This is a genomic window from Aeromonas sp. FDAARGOS 1403, assembly GCF_019047325.1.
GTDB classification, from domain to species: Bacteria; Pseudomonadota; Gammaproteobacteria; order Enterobacterales; family Aeromonadaceae; genus Aeromonas; species Aeromonas dhakensis.
Map to the genome: position 1 here is coordinate 2,353,025 of NZ_CP077249.1, position 14,843 is coordinate 2,367,867.

Below are 14,843 nucleotides of genomic sequence, written 5' to 3' on the forward strand. Positions count from 1 at the left end.
GCATGCACTTTGCCTCTTTCAGTGACTTCCTGGCGATGGGCGGATACGCCTTCTATGTCTGGCTCTCCTTTGGCCTGACGCTGGTCTGCCTCATCGGTATCGTCATTTCCACCCGTATGAAAACCCGCAGCCTGCTGGGCGAATTGCGCAGCAAGCAGGCACGCGAGGCTCGTCGCAAGGCGGCCCAGCAGATGGAGAACACCCTATGAATCCGAGACGTAAAAAACGCCTCACCATTATCCTGGCCATCACTCTGGGGCTCGCGACCGTGTGTGGGCTGGTGCTCTATGCCCTGAGTCAGAACATCGATCTCTTCTACACGCCGAGCGAGCTGGTGGAGGGCAAGGGACCGGACAAGATCAAGCCGGAAGAGGGGCAGCGCCTGCGCATCGGGGGTCTGGTGGTACCTGGCTCGGTGCAGCGGGATCCCCAGAGTCTCAAGGTGGCCTTCAAACTGGTGGACAATGGCGGGCATCTGGTGACCGTCGAGTTTGACGGCATCCTGCCGGATCTGTTCCGCGAAGGGCAGGGCATCGTCGCCCAGGGCACCCTCAAGGATGCCACCACGGTCGCCGCCTTCGAGGTGCTGGCCAAGCACGATGAGAACTACATGCCGCCGGAAGTGGCCGATGCCACCAACGGCATGCACTTCAAGCCGGAATACACCGACGCGCAGTTGAAGGGGAGCAAGCAATGATCCCGGAATTAGGACAGTTCTCGCTGATCCTGGCATTTGCCACCGCCCTGCTGCTGGGCAGCTATCCGCTGCTCGGGGCCAAATGGGGGCGCCTTGGCATGATGTCGGCGGCCCGCCCGCTGGCCTATGCCCAGTTTCTGCTGCTGTTGCTGTCGTTCCTCTGCCTCACCTGGGCCTTCATCGACAACGACTTCACCGTGCAGTACGTGGCCACCAACTCCAACAGCCTGCTGCCGTTGGCCTATCGCATCTCCGCGGTATGGGGGGCTCATGAGGGCTCCCTGCTGCTGTGGGTGCTGACGCTGGGTGGCTGGACCGCGGCGGTCGCCATGTTCAGCCGCCGCCTGCCGCTCGACGCGGTGGCGCGGGTGCTCGGGGTGCTCGGCCTCATCTCGGTTGGTTTCACCGCCTTCGTGCTGTTTACCTCCGACCCCTTCACCCGCACCTTGCCCTATTTCCCGGTGGATGGACGCGATCTCAACCCGCTGCTGCAGGACCCGGGTCTCATCTTCCACCCGCCCATGCTCTACATGGGCTATGTGGGCTTCTCGGTGGCCTTTGCCTTCGCCATCGCCTCCCTGATGACCGGCCGGCTCGATGCCACCTGGGCGCGTTGGTCCCGTCCCTGGACCATGGCCGCCTGGGTCTTCCTCACTCTGGGTATCGTGCTGGGCTCCTGGTGGGCCTATTACGAGCTCGGCTGGGGCGGCTGGTGGTTCTGGGATCCGGTGGAAAACGCCTCCTTCATGCCCTGGCTGGCCGGCACCGCCCTGCTGCACTCGCTGGCAGTCAGTGAAAAACGCGCCACCTTCAAGGCCTGGACCGTGCTACTGGCGCTCTCGGCCTTCTCCCTGAGCCTGCTCGGTACCTTCCTGGTGCGCTCCGGTGTGCTGGTCTCGGTGCATGCGTTTGCCTCCGACCCGACTCGCGGCCTGTTCATTCTGGGCTTCCTGTTGGCGGTAATCGGTTCATCCTTGCTGCTGTTCGCCTTCAAGGGCTCCCAGGTGAGAAGCCATGGCAAGCACGAGTTGTGGAGCCGCGAGACCCTGCTGCTTGGCAACAACATCATGCTGGTGGCGGGCCTGCTGACCGTGCTGCTCGGCACTTTGCTGCCGCTGGTGCACAAGGAGCTGGGGCTGGGCAGCATCTCCATCGGCACTCCCTTCTTCAACCACATCTACAGCTGGCTGATTATCCCCTTTGCCCTGTTGCTGGGGGTCGGCCCGCTGTTTCGCTGGCGTCGTCAGGATCTGGGCGAGCTCAAGGGCAAGGTGGTCCTGGCGCTCCTGCTGAGCCTGGCCGCCGCCATCCTGCTGCCGCTGCTGCTGGCCGAGGAGTTCAAGCCCTGGGCCGCGCTCGGTATCGGGCTTGGCGCCTGGATCATCGTGACCAGCGTGCAGGAAACCTGGGCGCGCGCCACCCACAAACACAGCTTTGCCGTCGGTGTACGGCGCCTTGGCAATAGCCACTGGGCCATGATCCTGGGCCACGTGGGTCTCGCGGTGAGCATCATCGGCATCGCCTGCACCCAGAACTACAGCATCGAGAAGGACTTGCGCATGCAGGCCGGCGATCGGGTCCATTTTGCCGATTATGAGTTCGTCTTCACCGGTATCAAGGAGAAGAACGGCCCCAACTACGATGGCTTCAAGGGCGTGCTGGAAGTGCACAAGGATGGCAAGCAGGTGGCTTTGCTCAAGCCGGAGAAACGCATGTACAAGGTGACCCGGATGCCGATGACCGAGGCGGCCATCGATGCCGGCTTTACCCGTGACCTCTATGCGGCCCTTGGCGAGCAGCTCGACAACGGCGCCTGGGCGGTGCGGATCTACTACAAACCCTTCGTGCGCTGGATCTGGTTCGGCGGCGTCTTCATGGCCATTGGCGGCGTGCTGGCGATGCTGGACAAGCGCTATCGTTTCGGTCGTCGTGAAGAGGAGGCCAAGGCATGAGCAAGAAGACCTGGTTGTTTCTGATCCCCTTCATCGTCTTTCTGCTGGGGGCCGTGTTTCTGTTCAAGGGGCTCTACTCCGATCCCACCAAGCTCGAGTCCGTGATGGTGGGCAAGGAAGTGCCCGTGTTCACCCTGCAGGATATCTATGACCTCAATAAGCAGCATGACAGGAGCATCCTCAAGGGACGCCCCATGCTGCTCAACGTCTGGGCCACCTGGTGCCCGACCTGCTACGGGGAGCACACCTACCTCAAGCAACTGGCGGGGCAGGGGATCTACATCGTCGGCATGAACTACAAGGATGAGCGGGCCAAGGCCATCAACTGGCTGGCGGAGCTCGGCAATCCCTATCAGATCAATCTGTATGATCCCGACGGCATGCTGGGGCTGGATCTGGGGGTTTACGGCGCGCCGGAGACCTTCTTCATCGACAGTCAGGGCATCATCCGCTATCGCCACGTGGGTGACGTCAACCCCGAGGTGTGGGCATCGACCCTCAAACCCATCTATGACGCCATGAAGTGAGGGAGAACCCGATGAGAATCTTGATTGCATCCCTGCTGCTGCTGGCGGGACTGGGCGGGGCAGGTCAGGCGCTGGCCGCCATCGATGTCTACACCTTCGACAACGACGCCCAGGAGCAGACCTTTCGTGAACTGACCAAGGAGCTGCGCTGCCCCAAGTGCCAGAACCAGGACATCGCCGACTCCAATGCGGGCCTGGCCAAGGACCTGCGTGACAAGACCTACCAGATGGTGCGCGAGGGCAAGGAGAAGCAGGAGGTGGTGGACTACATGGTGGCCCGCTACGGCAACTTCATCCTGTACAATCCGCCGCTGATGGCCTCCACCCTGATCCTCTGGCTGGGGCCCCTGCTGGTGATCGTGGTGGGCATAGTCCTGGTGGTGGTGCGCAGTCGCCGTCGTCCCGCGGCAGCTACGCCGGCGGATAGCGCCCTGAGCGCGGAGGAGCAGCGTCGTCTGGCTGCCCTGCTCAAAGAGGAAGAGAAACAATGACCGCATTTTGGATAGTGATCGCGGCCCTGCTGGCGCTGGTGAGCCTGGCACTGGTGTTGCCCCTGTGGCGGGGAGAGGGCCGCCAGAGCATCAGCCGCTCGGCCCTCAACAAACAGCTCTATCGTCAGCGTCTGCTGGAGATCGGCGAAGAGCGCGAACAGGGGGTGCTGGCGGAAGAGCAGGACACCCTGATCGAGTTGCAGCGCAGCCTGCTGGACGACATCCCCGACGTGGAGCAGACCGCTCGCGGCGGCAAGAGTCTGATCTGGATCCCGGGTGTGCTGGTGCTGCTGGTGGTGAGCCTGGGGCTCTACTACAAGCTGGGCGCCTGGCAGGAGGTCAGCCGCTGGCAGGACGCCAGCAGCCGGTTGGGCGAGCTCAGCAACCGCATCCTGGTGGAGCGCAATGCCGAGGTCACCGAGCAGGATCTGCTGGACTTCACCCTGGCCCTGCGCACCCGCCTGAAAGAGGAACCGAACGATTACCGCGGCTGGCTGCTGCTGGGCCGACTGTCGCTGGATGGCAATGATCCCGATATGGCCCGCGAGGCGCTGGAACGGGCCTACGCTCTGGCACCGCAGAAGGGGATGGTGGCGGTGCCCTATGCCCAGGCGCTGATGATGACAGGGGATGACGCGCAGGCCGATCAGCTGCTGCGGGGAGCCATCGCCCAGGATCCGGCCAATATAGAGGCGCGCTCCGTCTACGCCTTCATGGCCCTGCAAAAAGAGGACTTCAAGACCGCCCTGCAACGCTGGCGCGAGATGCTGCCGCTGATGGAGAAGGGCTCGACCCGCTACACCATGGTGGAGCGCTCCATCGACTATGCCGAGCAGCAGTTGAAGAAACGCGGCATGGCCAGTGCGGTCGTGCCGGCAGAGGCGAGCGGACAGGGCACCGCCTCCGCCCAGGTGCTGGAAGTGAAGGCCGGCGAGTTCCCGCTCAAGGTGACGTTGGCCGATGGCATTGCGCTGCCGGAAGATGCCCATCTGTTCGTGTTTGCGGTGATCCCCAACGGGCCGCCCATGCCCATCGCGGTCAAGCGTATCCCAGGCCCGCACTTCCCGCTGACGCTGTCGCTGGGTGACGGCGATGCCATGATGGAGGGTAACAAGCTGGCCGCCTATCCCGAGCTGCAGTTCAAGGCGCGCCTCTCCCGTGGCGGAAACGTCATGAACAAGGAAGGGGCGTTCGAAGGGGCCTCGGTCCCGGTCGCCACCGGCTCAATTCCTTCAGCGCCGATTGACATCCGCATCGATCACGCCCTCTAATACGCCTCTGGCCCGGCCCTCGATGGGGCCGGGCTGCCTATAATTCAGATTAATCACAATAAAAAGCTAGGACTTCCATATGCATGTGCGTGTAGGGGCATTGACGGTGGCCTTGTTGCTGGGTGGCTGTGCTGGCGGCCCGCCCAAGCCGGGCCCCGAGAGCCTTGACCTCAAGGAGACGCCGAGCCGGCCCGAAGCGACCAGCACGGCCAGTGACAGCCGTGACCCGTTTCAGGGTGCCAACCGGGCCATGTGGGCCGTCAACTACGATGTGCTTGAGCCCTACGTGGCTCGCCCCGTGGTGCACGGCTACGCCCGATACGTTCCGCAGGGAATGAAGGATGGCATCGAGAATCTGGTGGAGAACTTCAACGAACCGAGCAGCATGGTCAACCACCTGCTGACCGGCGACTTGAAGGGGGCGGGTACCAACCTGGGCCGCTTCACCCTCAACACCACTGTGGGTCTGCTGGGGATCTTCGACGTGGCCAAGCATGCGGGCCTCGAGCGCAACAAGCTGGAGCTCTCTACCGTGCTCGGGCGCATGGACATAGGCGAGGGGGCCTACGTCATGGTGCCCGTTTATGGTCCCACCACCACCCGCGAGATAGTGGGGGATACCATAGACGTGCTCTACTTCCCCTACTCGCTGCTGACTTTCCCGCTGAAAGCGGTGCACTGGGCGCTGAATGGTCTGGGTACCCGTTCCAAGCTGATCGATCAGGAGCGGATCATCGACAACGCGCTCGATCCTTACGCCCTGACCAAGGACTTCTATCTGCAGTACAACCAGAACAAGGTGACTGGCCGTCAGAGCGAGCTCAAGCAAGAGCAGCAGGAGAAGCAAGACGACAGCAATCTGGATGACTATCTGGACGAGATTGACCAGTGATGCCTGTGCATCCCGGCTCGAATGACAAAGGCGCCTGCGGGCGCCTTTTTGCTGCGCTGGCTGCCCTCGCGCCCATAAAAAAACGCCCCGCAAGAGCGGGGCGTTTTGGCAAGAGTGTGGCGCTATCAGGCAGCCAGGTTCTTGGCCACGAATTCCCAGTTGACCAGGGCCCAGAAGGTTTCCATGTACTTCGGACGCAGGTTGCGGAAGTCGATGTAGTAGGCGTGCTCCCACAGGTCGACGGTCAGCAGCGGGGTGGTACCGGCTTCGGTCAGCGGGCAACCGGCGTTGGAGGTGTTGACGATGGCCAGGGAGCCGTCAGCCTTCTTCACCAGCCAGGTCCAGCTGGAGCCGAAGTTGCCGATGGCAGACTTGGTGAACGCATCCTTGAACTCGGCGAAGGAGCCGAACGCCTTGGTGATGGCATCGGCCAGGGCGCCAGTGGGCTCGCCACCGCCGTTCGGGGAGAGGCAGTGCCAGTAGAAGGTGTGGTTCCAGATCTGGGCGGCGTTGTTGAAGATGCCACCAGTGGAGGTCTTGATGATCTCTTCCAGAGACTTGCCTTCAAACTCGGTACCCGGCACCAGGTTGTTCAGGTTGACCACGTAGGTGTTGTGGTGCTTGCCGTGGTGGTATTCCAGAGTTTCCTGGGAGATGTGCGGTTCCAGAGCATTGATTGCATAGGGCAGAGCGGGAAGTTCGAATGCCATTTTCTACTCTCCATTGGCTGGCCGTGCGAAGGCGACGGTTGCAAGACATTGCGTACTCTTTTCTATTTTGAAAAGAATTGTTCTTGAAGTGATGGGGCCAGTTGGCCCAAAGCCCATCGATTGTACCAGCATCAAAGATGGCCTAACAACTCTTGATTCTCGCCATGATCCGGATCAAGCTGCGGCGTATTGATTCGTCACTTCTTGCTGTTGCAGCGGTTTGCCAGTTTGTGGTCTGCCCGGATTGCAGTAGAATGGCCGCCGAAATCGCTCTAGTGAGGCACCTATGGAAACTATTGAAAAGATCAAACAGCAGCTGGCTGAAAACCCCATCATTCTGTACATGAAGGGCTCCCCCAAGCTACCCAGCTGCGGTTTCTCTGCCCAGGCCTCCCAGGCCCTGATGTCCTGTGGCGAGCCGTTTGCTTACGTCGACATCCTGCAAAACCCGGACATCCGCGCCGAGTTGCCGAAGTTTGCCAACTGGCCCACCTTCCCGCAGCTGTGGGTCGAGGGCGAGCTGGTCGGCGGCTGCGACATCATGATCGAGATGTTCCAGGCTGGCGAACTGCAGACCCTGATCAAGGAAACTGCCGCCAAACACAAGCAGGATGACGTTGCCGCCGAATAAGGCCGCCATCGCATCATGCAAAAAGGGGAGCCATCGGCTCCCCTTTTCTTATGCTGCAAGCAGGTATCAGGCGATGCGTTCGATGCGCGCCAGATAGAAACCGTCGAAACCGGTGGCCGCCGGGCTCACGGTGTGATCACCGAGCAGGCGGAAGTTGTCGTTGGCGGCGAGGAATTTGTCCACCTGCTGGCGGTTCTCCTCGGGCAGGATGGAGCAGGTGGCGTAGACCAGCATGCCGCCCACCTTCACCATCTGGCTGTAGCGCTGCAGGATCTCTTCCTGCAGGGCTACCAGCACCGGCAGCCGCTCCGCGGTGTCGCGCCACTTGGCATCCGGATTGCGCTTGAGTACGCCAAGGCCGGAGCAGGGCACGTCCAGCAGCAGGCGATCCGCGCTCTCTTTGAGGCGCTTGACGGTCTTGCTGCTGGTGATGACCCGGGTCTCCACGTTGTGGGCACCGGCGCGGCGGGCGCGCTGCTTGAGGTTTTCGAGCTTCCACTCTTCCACGTCCATCGCCAGCAGGCGGCCCTTGCCCTTCATCATGGCGGCCAGATGCAGGGTCTTGCCGCCGGCACCGGCACAGGCGTCGATCACCCGCATGCCGGGGGCTACGTCCAGCGCCGCCGCGATGTGCTGGGAGCCGGCATCCTGCTGCTCGAACCAGCCGTCAGCAAAGGCGTTGGTGCGAAACAGGGCGGCATCCGAGGTCACTTCCAGGGCGCTCTCGACCCCTTCCACCGGTACAGTGGTGACCTGCTCTTTGGCCAGCGCCGCCTGCAGCTCGTCACGGGTGCACTTGAGGGTGTTGACCCGAAGGTAACGTTTGGGCATGGCGGTCAGGGCGGCACGCTCGGCCGGCCAGGCATCGCCCAGCTGCTCGCTGCCGAGCTTTTCCAGCCAGGTCGGGCAGCCATCCATCAGCACCGGGTTTTTCTTGGCTTCGGTCAGGCGGCGACGAAACGCCTCTTCATTGAAGCGATCCAGGGTCGGGTGGTTGGGTTGAGCTATCTTGTGGAAAGCATGCCAGCTGTGCAGCAGCGGCCAGACGTGCTTCTCGGCCTGGCGGACCTGAATACCGGTCAGGGCGCAGTAGAGGCTGAGGCGACGCAGCAGATCGCCGGTGACCAGGGCAATCCTTGCCTGTTCTTGCGGTTTGAGTTCGATGCCGGAGAAGTGACGGGCATAGGCGCGATCCAGGGTGAGACCCTGGCCCAGCACATCGTCAACAATGGCAACGACCAGGTCCCCGAGACGGGGCAACAGTGGGGATTTGAGCATGAGATTAACCTTGGTCAGAAAAAGACGAACCGTCGCCATGGTGACGCGGCTCAAAAACTGATAAATCCGCGCAATGATAGGGGCTAGACAGGGTTGGTGCAACACTCCCCATTCGGGGAAGATAGGGTGGATGCTGCTGGACTAATCGGACCAGCAGGCGAATGATGCCGGTTGCAGTTCAGGTGAGTGCATTTTAAAAGGACTAAAAAGATGCAGTTGATGAAATTTTCTCCTTTGGCGCTGGTGGTTGCCAGCTTGATGAGTTCGGGCGGCCTTGCGGCCAAAGAGTGGGACACGGTCGCGGCGCGCGCCACCGCCGCCGACGGTTATGAAGTGCGGGCCAACCAGTTTCGGGTGGCCAAGGTGCCCATCGATTATTTTGCCGGACTGCAAGCCGGGGCGGGTTCGCTGACCCTGCCGCTGCCCGACGGGGGAGAAGTGACCTTCACCCTGCAGGCCTATGATCTGCTGCCGGCCGATCAGGCTGCCAAATTCCCCGAAATCAAGACCTTCAAGGGTCACAATCCGGCGGCGCCGGTAGAGACGGGGCGCTTTGATCTGGGGCCGCTGGGTTTCCACGCCATGTTCACCCATCAGGGCAAGACGGTGTTCGTCGATCCCCTCAGCAATGCCGAGGGGTATGCCGTCTATTACCAGCAAGACGCCTACAGCAGGTTGGCGGAGGAAGCGGACAAGGTGATCGGCAGCGATGCCAGCAAGGCGTTGGCGCACAAGGTGCAGGTGGATGGCAACGTGCGCAAGCGCTACGTCATCGCCATCTCGGCGGCGGGGGAGTACACCCAGTTCCATGGCGGCTCCAAGGTGCTGGCCACCGCGGCCATCGCCACCCTGCTCAACCGGGTCAACGAGGTGTACCAGCGCGACGTGGGGGCCGAATTCCAGTTGGCCAGTGGCAACGACAACATCATCTTTACCGATCCGGGCAGCGATCCCTTCACCAATAGTGACGCCGACGTCGATATCAACAGCGTGGTGCAGGCCAATGCCCAGACCCTGCCCAGCACGCCGCTGGGACCGTTCGACATTGGCCATGTGGTCAATACCGGAGGCGGCGGTCTGGCCGGCCTCGGCGTGCTCTGTATGGCTGACAAGTCGGCCGGCATGACAGGTTCCGCCACCCCGGTGGGGGATGCCTTCTTTATCGACTATGTGGCCCACGAGATTGGCCACCAGTTCGGCGCCGATCACACCTTCAATGGCACCACCAACAGCTGTGGCGGCGACAACCGGACGCCAGAGCAGGCCTGGGAGCCGGGCAGCGGCACCTCCATCATGGCCTATGCGGGCATCTGTGGGGAGGAGAACATCCAGCCCCACAGCGACCCCTATTTCCACAGCAAGTCCATCGAGCAGATGCGGGCACACATGGCGACCGTGCCGACCTGCGGCACCTCCATCGATCTTGTCAACAACGCGCCCCAGGCGGCAGCCGGGGCCAGCCGCATCATTCCGGCCAACACGCCGTTCGTGCTCAAGGGGGCCGGCGCCGATCTGGACGGTGATCCCCTGACCTACACCTGGGAGCAGATCGATCTGGGTACTGAGTCGAGCAGCCTGGCCACCATGGTGGACGACGGCAGCCGGCCGCTGTTTCGTTTTGTCTCCCCCACCAGCTCACCGGAGCGGATCCTGCCGAGCCTGCCCTCCCTGCTCTCGGGCACGCTCGCCAAGGGCGAGGCCTGGCCCACCACCAACCGGGATCTCAACTTCCGGCTGACGGTGCGTGACGGCAAGGGCGGTGTCGCCAGCGACGACATGAAGGTACAGGTGGTCAATACCGGCAGCGCCTTCCGGCTGACTGCGCCGCTTGGGGTGTCGTTGACGCCGGGGGCAAGTCAGGCGGTCAGCTGGGATGTGGCCGGCACCAACCTGGCACCGATCAGCTGCAGCAAGGTGGACCTGCTCCTGACCCAGAACGAGGGGACCAGCTGGAGCAGCCTGGCGGTCAGCCAGCCCAACAGCGGCTCGGCTACCGTGACCCTGCCGGCGGATCTGGCCAGCGACGCCCGTCTGAAGGTGGCCTGCAGCGACAACATCTTCTTCGCCATCAGCCCGGCCAAGCTGCCGGTCGTCCAAAGCGGCGGCAGCTCGGGCGGTGGCGGTGGTGGCGCCCTCGGTCTCTGGACCCTGGCGCTGGCCCTGCTGGGCTGGCAGCGGAGGCGCGGATGAGGGCGGCCTGGCTGGTGTTGGCGTCCCTGCTCGGCGGCTGTCAGGCTGACGCCGATACCCTGGAGCAGGCGGTCAGCGCCAGCCTGGCCAAGCAGGATTACCGGCTGATCGTGCGGGCCGGGCGAGGCGAGGTGGCGCCCGGCATAGCGCCGGCAGAGCAGGCTTCGGCCAAGGCCCGCTGCGGCGTGCGCTATCTGGAGGGGCTGGGGGATGTGATCAAGCCAGGCCAGCAGGAGGCCCAGGCCAAACTGGCGGCCTACGCGGCCGACTACAACCGGCGCATGCTGGCGCACTGCCCGCCACTACCGGCGACGGATCGGCAGTGACAGAGGGCCGTCAAGGTCAACAGGGGGAGGCGCGAGCCTCCCTCTTTTCTGCGGCCGCCATTTGCCGGTCACAAGGCTTGTACCCATGGCGTGCTCGTCGCACAATGCCTGCACGCATGGCCGCATGGGCGGCAAAGAGAGAAGGAAAATCAAGATGATGGATGTAGCCGATCTGCGCCGTGAATACACCCGGGGTGGACTGCACAGGGCCGATCTGCCGGCCGAGCCCCTCGCCCTGTTCGAGAAGTGGCTGGCCCAGGCGTGCGAAGCCAGGCTGACCGACCCCACCGCCATGGTGGTGGGCACAGTGGATGCCGACGGCCAGCCCTGGCAGCGCACCGTGCTGCTCAAGCACTACGACGCCGAAGGCATGGTGTTCTACACCAACATGGGCAGCCGCAAGGCACACCAGCTGGAGGGAAACCCCCGCATCAGCCTGCTGTTTCCTTGGCACACTCTGGACAGACAGGTGCACGTGACCGGCCGGGTGGAGAAGATGAGCACCTTCGAGGTGATGAAGTATTTCCACAGCCGCCCCAAAGACAGCCAGATCGCCGCCTGGGTCTCCAAACAGTCGACCCGCATCTCGGCGCGCGGCGTGCTGGAGGCCAAGTTCCTCGAGCTCAAGCAGAAGTTTGCCAATGGCGAGGTGCCGTTGCCGAGCTTCTGGGGCGGTTTCCGGGTGCGCATCGACACGGTCGAGTTCTGGCAGGGGGGCGAGCATCGCCTGCACGACCGCTTCTACTACACCCGTGAAGGGGAAGGGTGGCACATCGAGCGGCTGGCGCCCTGAGCCCCCCGCTAGTCTTCTGCTGCTGACAAGGAGTCTGTATGCGTCTGTATGGCGATCTGAAGTCCGGCAACTGCTACAAGCCCTGGCTGCTGGCCCGCTGGCTTGAGCTGCCCCTCGACTGGGTGCCGGTGGATGTGCTGGCGGGGGAGACCCGCACCCCCGATTTTCTGGCCCTGAACCCCAACGGCAAGATCCCGGTGCTGGAGCTGGCCCAGGGCGACACCCTGGCGGAGTCCAACGCCATTCTCTTCTACCTGGCGCAGGGGTCGCCCCTGTGGCCGGCCGAGCCGCGTCAGCAGGCTGAGGTGCTCAAGTGGCTGTTCTTCGAGCAGTACAGTCATGAGCCCTATATCGCGGTAGCCCGTTTCATCGTTCACTATCTGGGGCGGCCGGAGTCCCAGGAGGCGCGCCTCGACGGGCTCAAAGCCGGCGGCGAGAAGGCGCTGGCGGTGCTGGAGCAGCAGTTCAAGCAGAGCCCCTACCTGTGTGGCGAGGCGCCGACCATCGCCGACATCGCACTGTACGCCTACACCCATGTGGCGGAGGAGGGGATCTTCTCGTTGCAGGGGTGGCCCGCCATCCGGGCCTGGATTGCCCGTATCGAGGCGCATCCCCGCCACCTGAGCCTGCCTGCTGCCTGTCAGGCCGGCTGATGGAACTGCTGATCGAGCGCGCCCTGTGGCAGCCCCACTGGGCGCCGGTGTTGCAGGCCTGGCAGCGGCAGGGTCATGGCTGGCAGTTGCTGCAGAGCAAGGTCGATGAGTGTTTGCCGAGCGATACCGGCGGACTCTGGTCCTGTTGTCCGCCCGATGGCGTGCGTTCGGCCAGCGCGCTGCTGGCCGCCTGGCTGGACGGCGATCTGCCCGGCCAGCAGGCCGTTGATCCGAGCCGGCAGATCCTCATCAGCGGCTCGGCTTCCCTGCTGACCCTGGCGCGGGAGGAGGGGCTGCTGACCCTGGGAGGGCAGGGGGCCGATCTGGCGCTGACGGCGCAGGACGATCTGGGCGCTGTGCTTAACCGCCTGCTGGCCCGCCGCCTGACGGTGCCGGTGCTGGCCGAACCTCCCTCCCGGTCGGAACCCGCCCTGCAGCTGCGCCCCCTGCTGGCGTGCGATGAGGCCGAGGTGGTGCGCTATTGCAGCGATGCGGCGCTCGCCCGCTACACCCTCAACATTCCCCACCCCTATCCGCCGGAGGCGGCCCGCGACTGGTTGGCCGGCTGCTGGCGCAAGGCGGCGCTCGGATTGGGCTGGAGCTGGGCGCTGACCCTGCCGGCTGGCGAGGGCCATGCGCCGCTGGTGGGGGTTATCTCGCTGCACTGGAACGGCGAGCTGGCCTGGTGGGTGGGTGTGCCCTGGCAAAACCGCGGGCTGGCGACCCGGGCCGCCCGGCTGGTGAAGGCCTTTGCGTTCGACCGGCTGCAGCTGCCGGTGCTCACCGCCCGCCACATGCCGGACAACCATGCCTCCGGCCGGGTAATGGCCAAGCTGGGCATGCGCTATTGCGGCCGACGGGCACTGAGTGGCCAGCGCCAGAACCAGAGCCAGAACCAGAGCGAGGTGAGCTACTGGCAGCTGGCACGAAGCCTGACGCTGGCGGCGCCGGTTGAACGGCAGCTGGCCCCCTTGCTGGCCGACGAGCGGGTGGTGGCAGCCATCCTTCAGACACAGGTCGGGGAGGGGGCGCCGCAGCGGCTGGCGCTGTTCATGACAAATCGGGATGAGGCAGAAGAGGGCGAGCTCGCCGCCGCGCCGCTACGCTCCCAGGGTACTGACGGGCCGCTGGCGGTGGAATACTACGACCAGGATGCGCTGGCGCAGGCCGAGCCGGAGCAGCTCCATCTGCTGCGCGGCCTGCTGCTGAAAGACGCCGAGGAGCAGGGGCTGGACTACCTGCTGCAGCTGGCCAGCCTGCAGCGCCATGGGCCTGTGTTGCTGACCCTGGCGGAGCGGCACCTGCGCCTGCGCTGGCTCGCAAGTGAGGAGTCCAGACTCGCCCTGCTGGCCGCTGCGCCGCTCACCCATCGCTACCATTTGCTTGACTTGTTGGTGGCCTTGCCCGCTCTGCTCGATGAGCTGGCCGGTCGCTGGCATCGGGATGCCGACGACACCTTGGCCTGGCTGGCACGGGCCGAACCGCCGCTGTTCAATGCCTATCGAACCGCCATCACCAGCCTGCAACCGGCCGATCTGCATGAGTTGCTGGCGCAGGTGGCGGATCGTTTTCCTGAGTCCACCCTCCCATTTCTGGACAAAGATGCTCAGGGCGGCGGGCAGTTTGTGGAATAATGCCCGCTCTGCTGTACGAGGAGTAACGCTGTATGCTGAGAACCGAGCGCCCTGGCGACATGCTGCCGGTCTATGACCTGGTGAGTGCCGCCTTTGGCCGTACCGACGAGGCCGAACTGGTCAACCGCCTGCGCGAATGCGGCGCCGCCGTGGTGACCATGGTCGAGGAGGAGGAGTACGAGTTCATGGGGCACCTGATGCTGAGCCCGATCACCATTAACGGGGTGGAGGGGCCCTGGCTTGGTCTTGCGCCCGTGGCGGTCCATCCCGATTGGCAGGGGCAGGGCATAGGGTCGGATCTGGTACGCGAGGGGCTGGACACGGCGCTGGAGATGGACTGGAAGGCGGTGGTGGTGCTGGGTGACCCGACCTATTACAGCCGCTTCGGTTTTCGTCCCGCCAGCGAGTTCGGCCTGCACTGCATCTACGAAGTGCCCGCCGACTGCTTCATGGCGATGGAGCTGCAGGAAGGCGGTCTGGCTGGCGTGCAGGGGGAGGTGCTCTACCACCCGCTGTTTGACGAACTTCCCGAAGAACAATGAGCCACGCAAACGGCAGCCAGGTGCTGCCGTTTTGTTATCTGAACGCGCTGCAGATGCAGTGCCTCTCCCTTCGAATAGCCGATGGTTTTTCCTCCCCCACCTCATCATTGCGGATCGTATTCACGAGCATATCGGTGAGCTAATGCCACTTTGCTCCGTGCCGGGATATATAGTGCGTACCACCTTTATCTGGAAATTATGGTACTGCCCTGCAGCCTGATGGCACCTTGCTGCATTTTTTCTAGGGCTTCTTTCG

At 63.6% G+C, this 14,843-nt stretch carries 16 protein-coding genes; 14 read left to right on the forward strand and 2 right to left on the reverse strand.

Translation table 11 applies throughout. The annotated features are described in order from the left end of the window. The first annotated feature begins 2 nt into the window (after positions 1–2). The 7 genes from ccmD to I6L33_RS11200 all read left to right on the forward strand — a co-directional run bounded on the left by ccmD (position 3) and on the right by I6L33_RS11200 (position 5,830). Complete coding sequence (gene ccmD, locus I6L33_RS11170) at positions 3–209, forward strand: heme exporter protein CcmD (RefSeq protein ID WP_033114436.1); 207 nt, start codon at positions 3–5, stop codon at positions 207–209. Continuing rightward, positions 206–697, forward strand: coding sequence for a cytochrome c maturation protein CcmE (ccmE, locus tag I6L33_RS11175; RefSeq protein ID WP_216974060.1), 492 nt, complete (start codon positions 206–208; stop codon positions 695–697). Before ccmD ends, ccmE begins: the two co-directional genes overlap by 4 nt. Beyond that, positions 694–2,649 carry a heme lyase CcmF/NrfE family subunit gene (locus I6L33_RS11180; RefSeq protein WP_010634606.1) on the forward strand — a complete coding sequence of 652 codons (1,956 nt, stop codon included), beginning with the start codon at positions 694–696 and terminating at the stop codon, positions 2,647–2,649. Before ccmE ends, I6L33_RS11180 begins: the two co-directional genes overlap by 4 nt. Beyond that, on the forward strand, positions 2,646–3,176 hold the full coding sequence (locus tag I6L33_RS11185; protein ID WP_005298853.1) for a DsbE family thiol:disulfide interchange protein: 531 nt from the start codon (positions 2,646–2,648) through the stop codon (positions 3,174–3,176). The genes I6L33_RS11180 and I6L33_RS11185 overlap by 4 nt, the downstream gene beginning before the upstream one ends. A gap of 11 nt (positions 3,177–3,187) precedes the next feature. After that, complete coding sequence (locus tag I6L33_RS11190; RefSeq protein WP_005298856.1) at positions 3,188–3,667, forward strand: cytochrome c-type biogenesis protein; 480 nt, start codon at positions 3,188–3,190, stop codon at positions 3,665–3,667. Continuing rightward, positions 3,664–4,938: a c-type cytochrome biogenesis protein CcmI gene (gene ccmI / locus I6L33_RS11195; protein ID WP_216974061.1), complete on the forward strand. Its 1,275-nt coding sequence runs from the start codon at positions 3,664–3,666 to the stop codon at positions 4,936–4,938. The genes I6L33_RS11190 and ccmI overlap by 4 nt, the downstream gene beginning before the upstream one ends. Before the next feature lie 79 nt (positions 4,939–5,017). Next, positions 5,018–5,830 (forward strand): VacJ family lipoprotein, encoded by an 813-nt coding sequence (locus I6L33_RS11200; protein WP_026141231.1) that lies wholly within the window; start codon positions 5,018–5,020, stop codon positions 5,828–5,830. Between the two features lie 125 nt (positions 5,831–5,955). Here I6L33_RS11200 and sodB read toward each other — a convergent pair whose 3' ends face one another. Further along, entirely contained in the window at positions 5,956–6,540 is a 585-nt protein-coding gene (gene sodB / locus I6L33_RS11205; RefSeq protein WP_005298860.1) for a superoxide dismutase [Fe], read from the reverse strand. A gap of 286 nt (positions 6,541–6,826) precedes the next feature. On the opposite strand from sodB, the gene I6L33_RS11210 reads away from it, so the two are divergent. Then, a complete protein-coding gene (locus tag I6L33_RS11210; RefSeq protein ID WP_005298863.1) occupies positions 6,827–7,171 on the forward strand; it encodes a Grx4 family monothiol glutaredoxin in 345 nt (114 codons plus the stop codon). A 66-nt stretch (positions 7,172–7,237) separates the two neighbouring features. Here the strand turns inward: I6L33_RS11210 and I6L33_RS11215 are convergent, their stop codons facing one another. Then, on the reverse strand, positions 7,238–8,449 hold the full coding sequence (locus I6L33_RS11215) for an RsmB/NOP family class I SAM-dependent RNA methyltransferase (RefSeq protein ID WP_019839609.1): 1,212 nt from the start codon (positions 8,447–8,449) through the stop codon (positions 7,238–7,240). A gap of 210 nt (positions 8,450–8,659) precedes the next feature. Here I6L33_RS11215 and I6L33_RS11220 point away from each other — a divergent pair, with 210 nt between their 5' ends. The 6 genes from I6L33_RS11220 to I6L33_RS11245 all read left to right on the forward strand — a co-directional run bounded on the left by I6L33_RS11220 (position 8,660) and on the right by I6L33_RS11245 (position 14,587). Beyond that, a complete protein-coding gene (locus I6L33_RS11220; RefSeq protein WP_216974062.1) occupies positions 8,660–10,639 on the forward strand; it encodes a reprolysin-like metallopeptidase in 1,980 nt (659 codons plus the stop codon). Further along, the gene (locus I6L33_RS11225; protein WP_216974063.1) at positions 10,636–10,965 is read left to right on the forward strand and encodes a hypothetical protein; all 330 of its coding nucleotides are present in this window, start codon (positions 10,636–10,638) and stop codon (positions 10,963–10,965) included. Before I6L33_RS11220 ends, I6L33_RS11225 begins: the two co-directional genes overlap by 4 nt. 154 nt (positions 10,966–11,119) lie before the next feature. Further along, a complete protein-coding gene (gene pdxH / locus I6L33_RS11230; RefSeq protein WP_005298871.1) occupies positions 11,120–11,758 on the forward strand; it encodes a pyridoxamine 5'-phosphate oxidase in 639 nt (212 codons plus the stop codon). Between the two features lie 38 nt (positions 11,759–11,796). Beyond that, entirely contained in the window at positions 11,797–12,411 is a 615-nt protein-coding gene (locus I6L33_RS11235; RefSeq protein WP_216974064.1) for a glutathione S-transferase family protein, read from the forward strand. After that, positions 12,411–14,045: a GNAT family N-acetyltransferase gene (locus I6L33_RS11240; protein WP_216974065.1), complete on the forward strand. Its 1,635-nt coding sequence runs from the start codon at positions 12,411–12,413 to the stop codon at positions 14,043–14,045. Before I6L33_RS11235 ends, I6L33_RS11240 begins: the two co-directional genes overlap by 1 nt. Positions 14,046–14,077: 32 nt before the next feature. After that, a complete protein-coding gene (locus I6L33_RS11245; protein ID WP_017788558.1) occupies positions 14,078–14,587 on the forward strand; it encodes a GNAT family N-acetyltransferase in 510 nt (169 codons plus the stop codon). Positions 14,588–14,843: the final 256 nt, after the last annotated feature.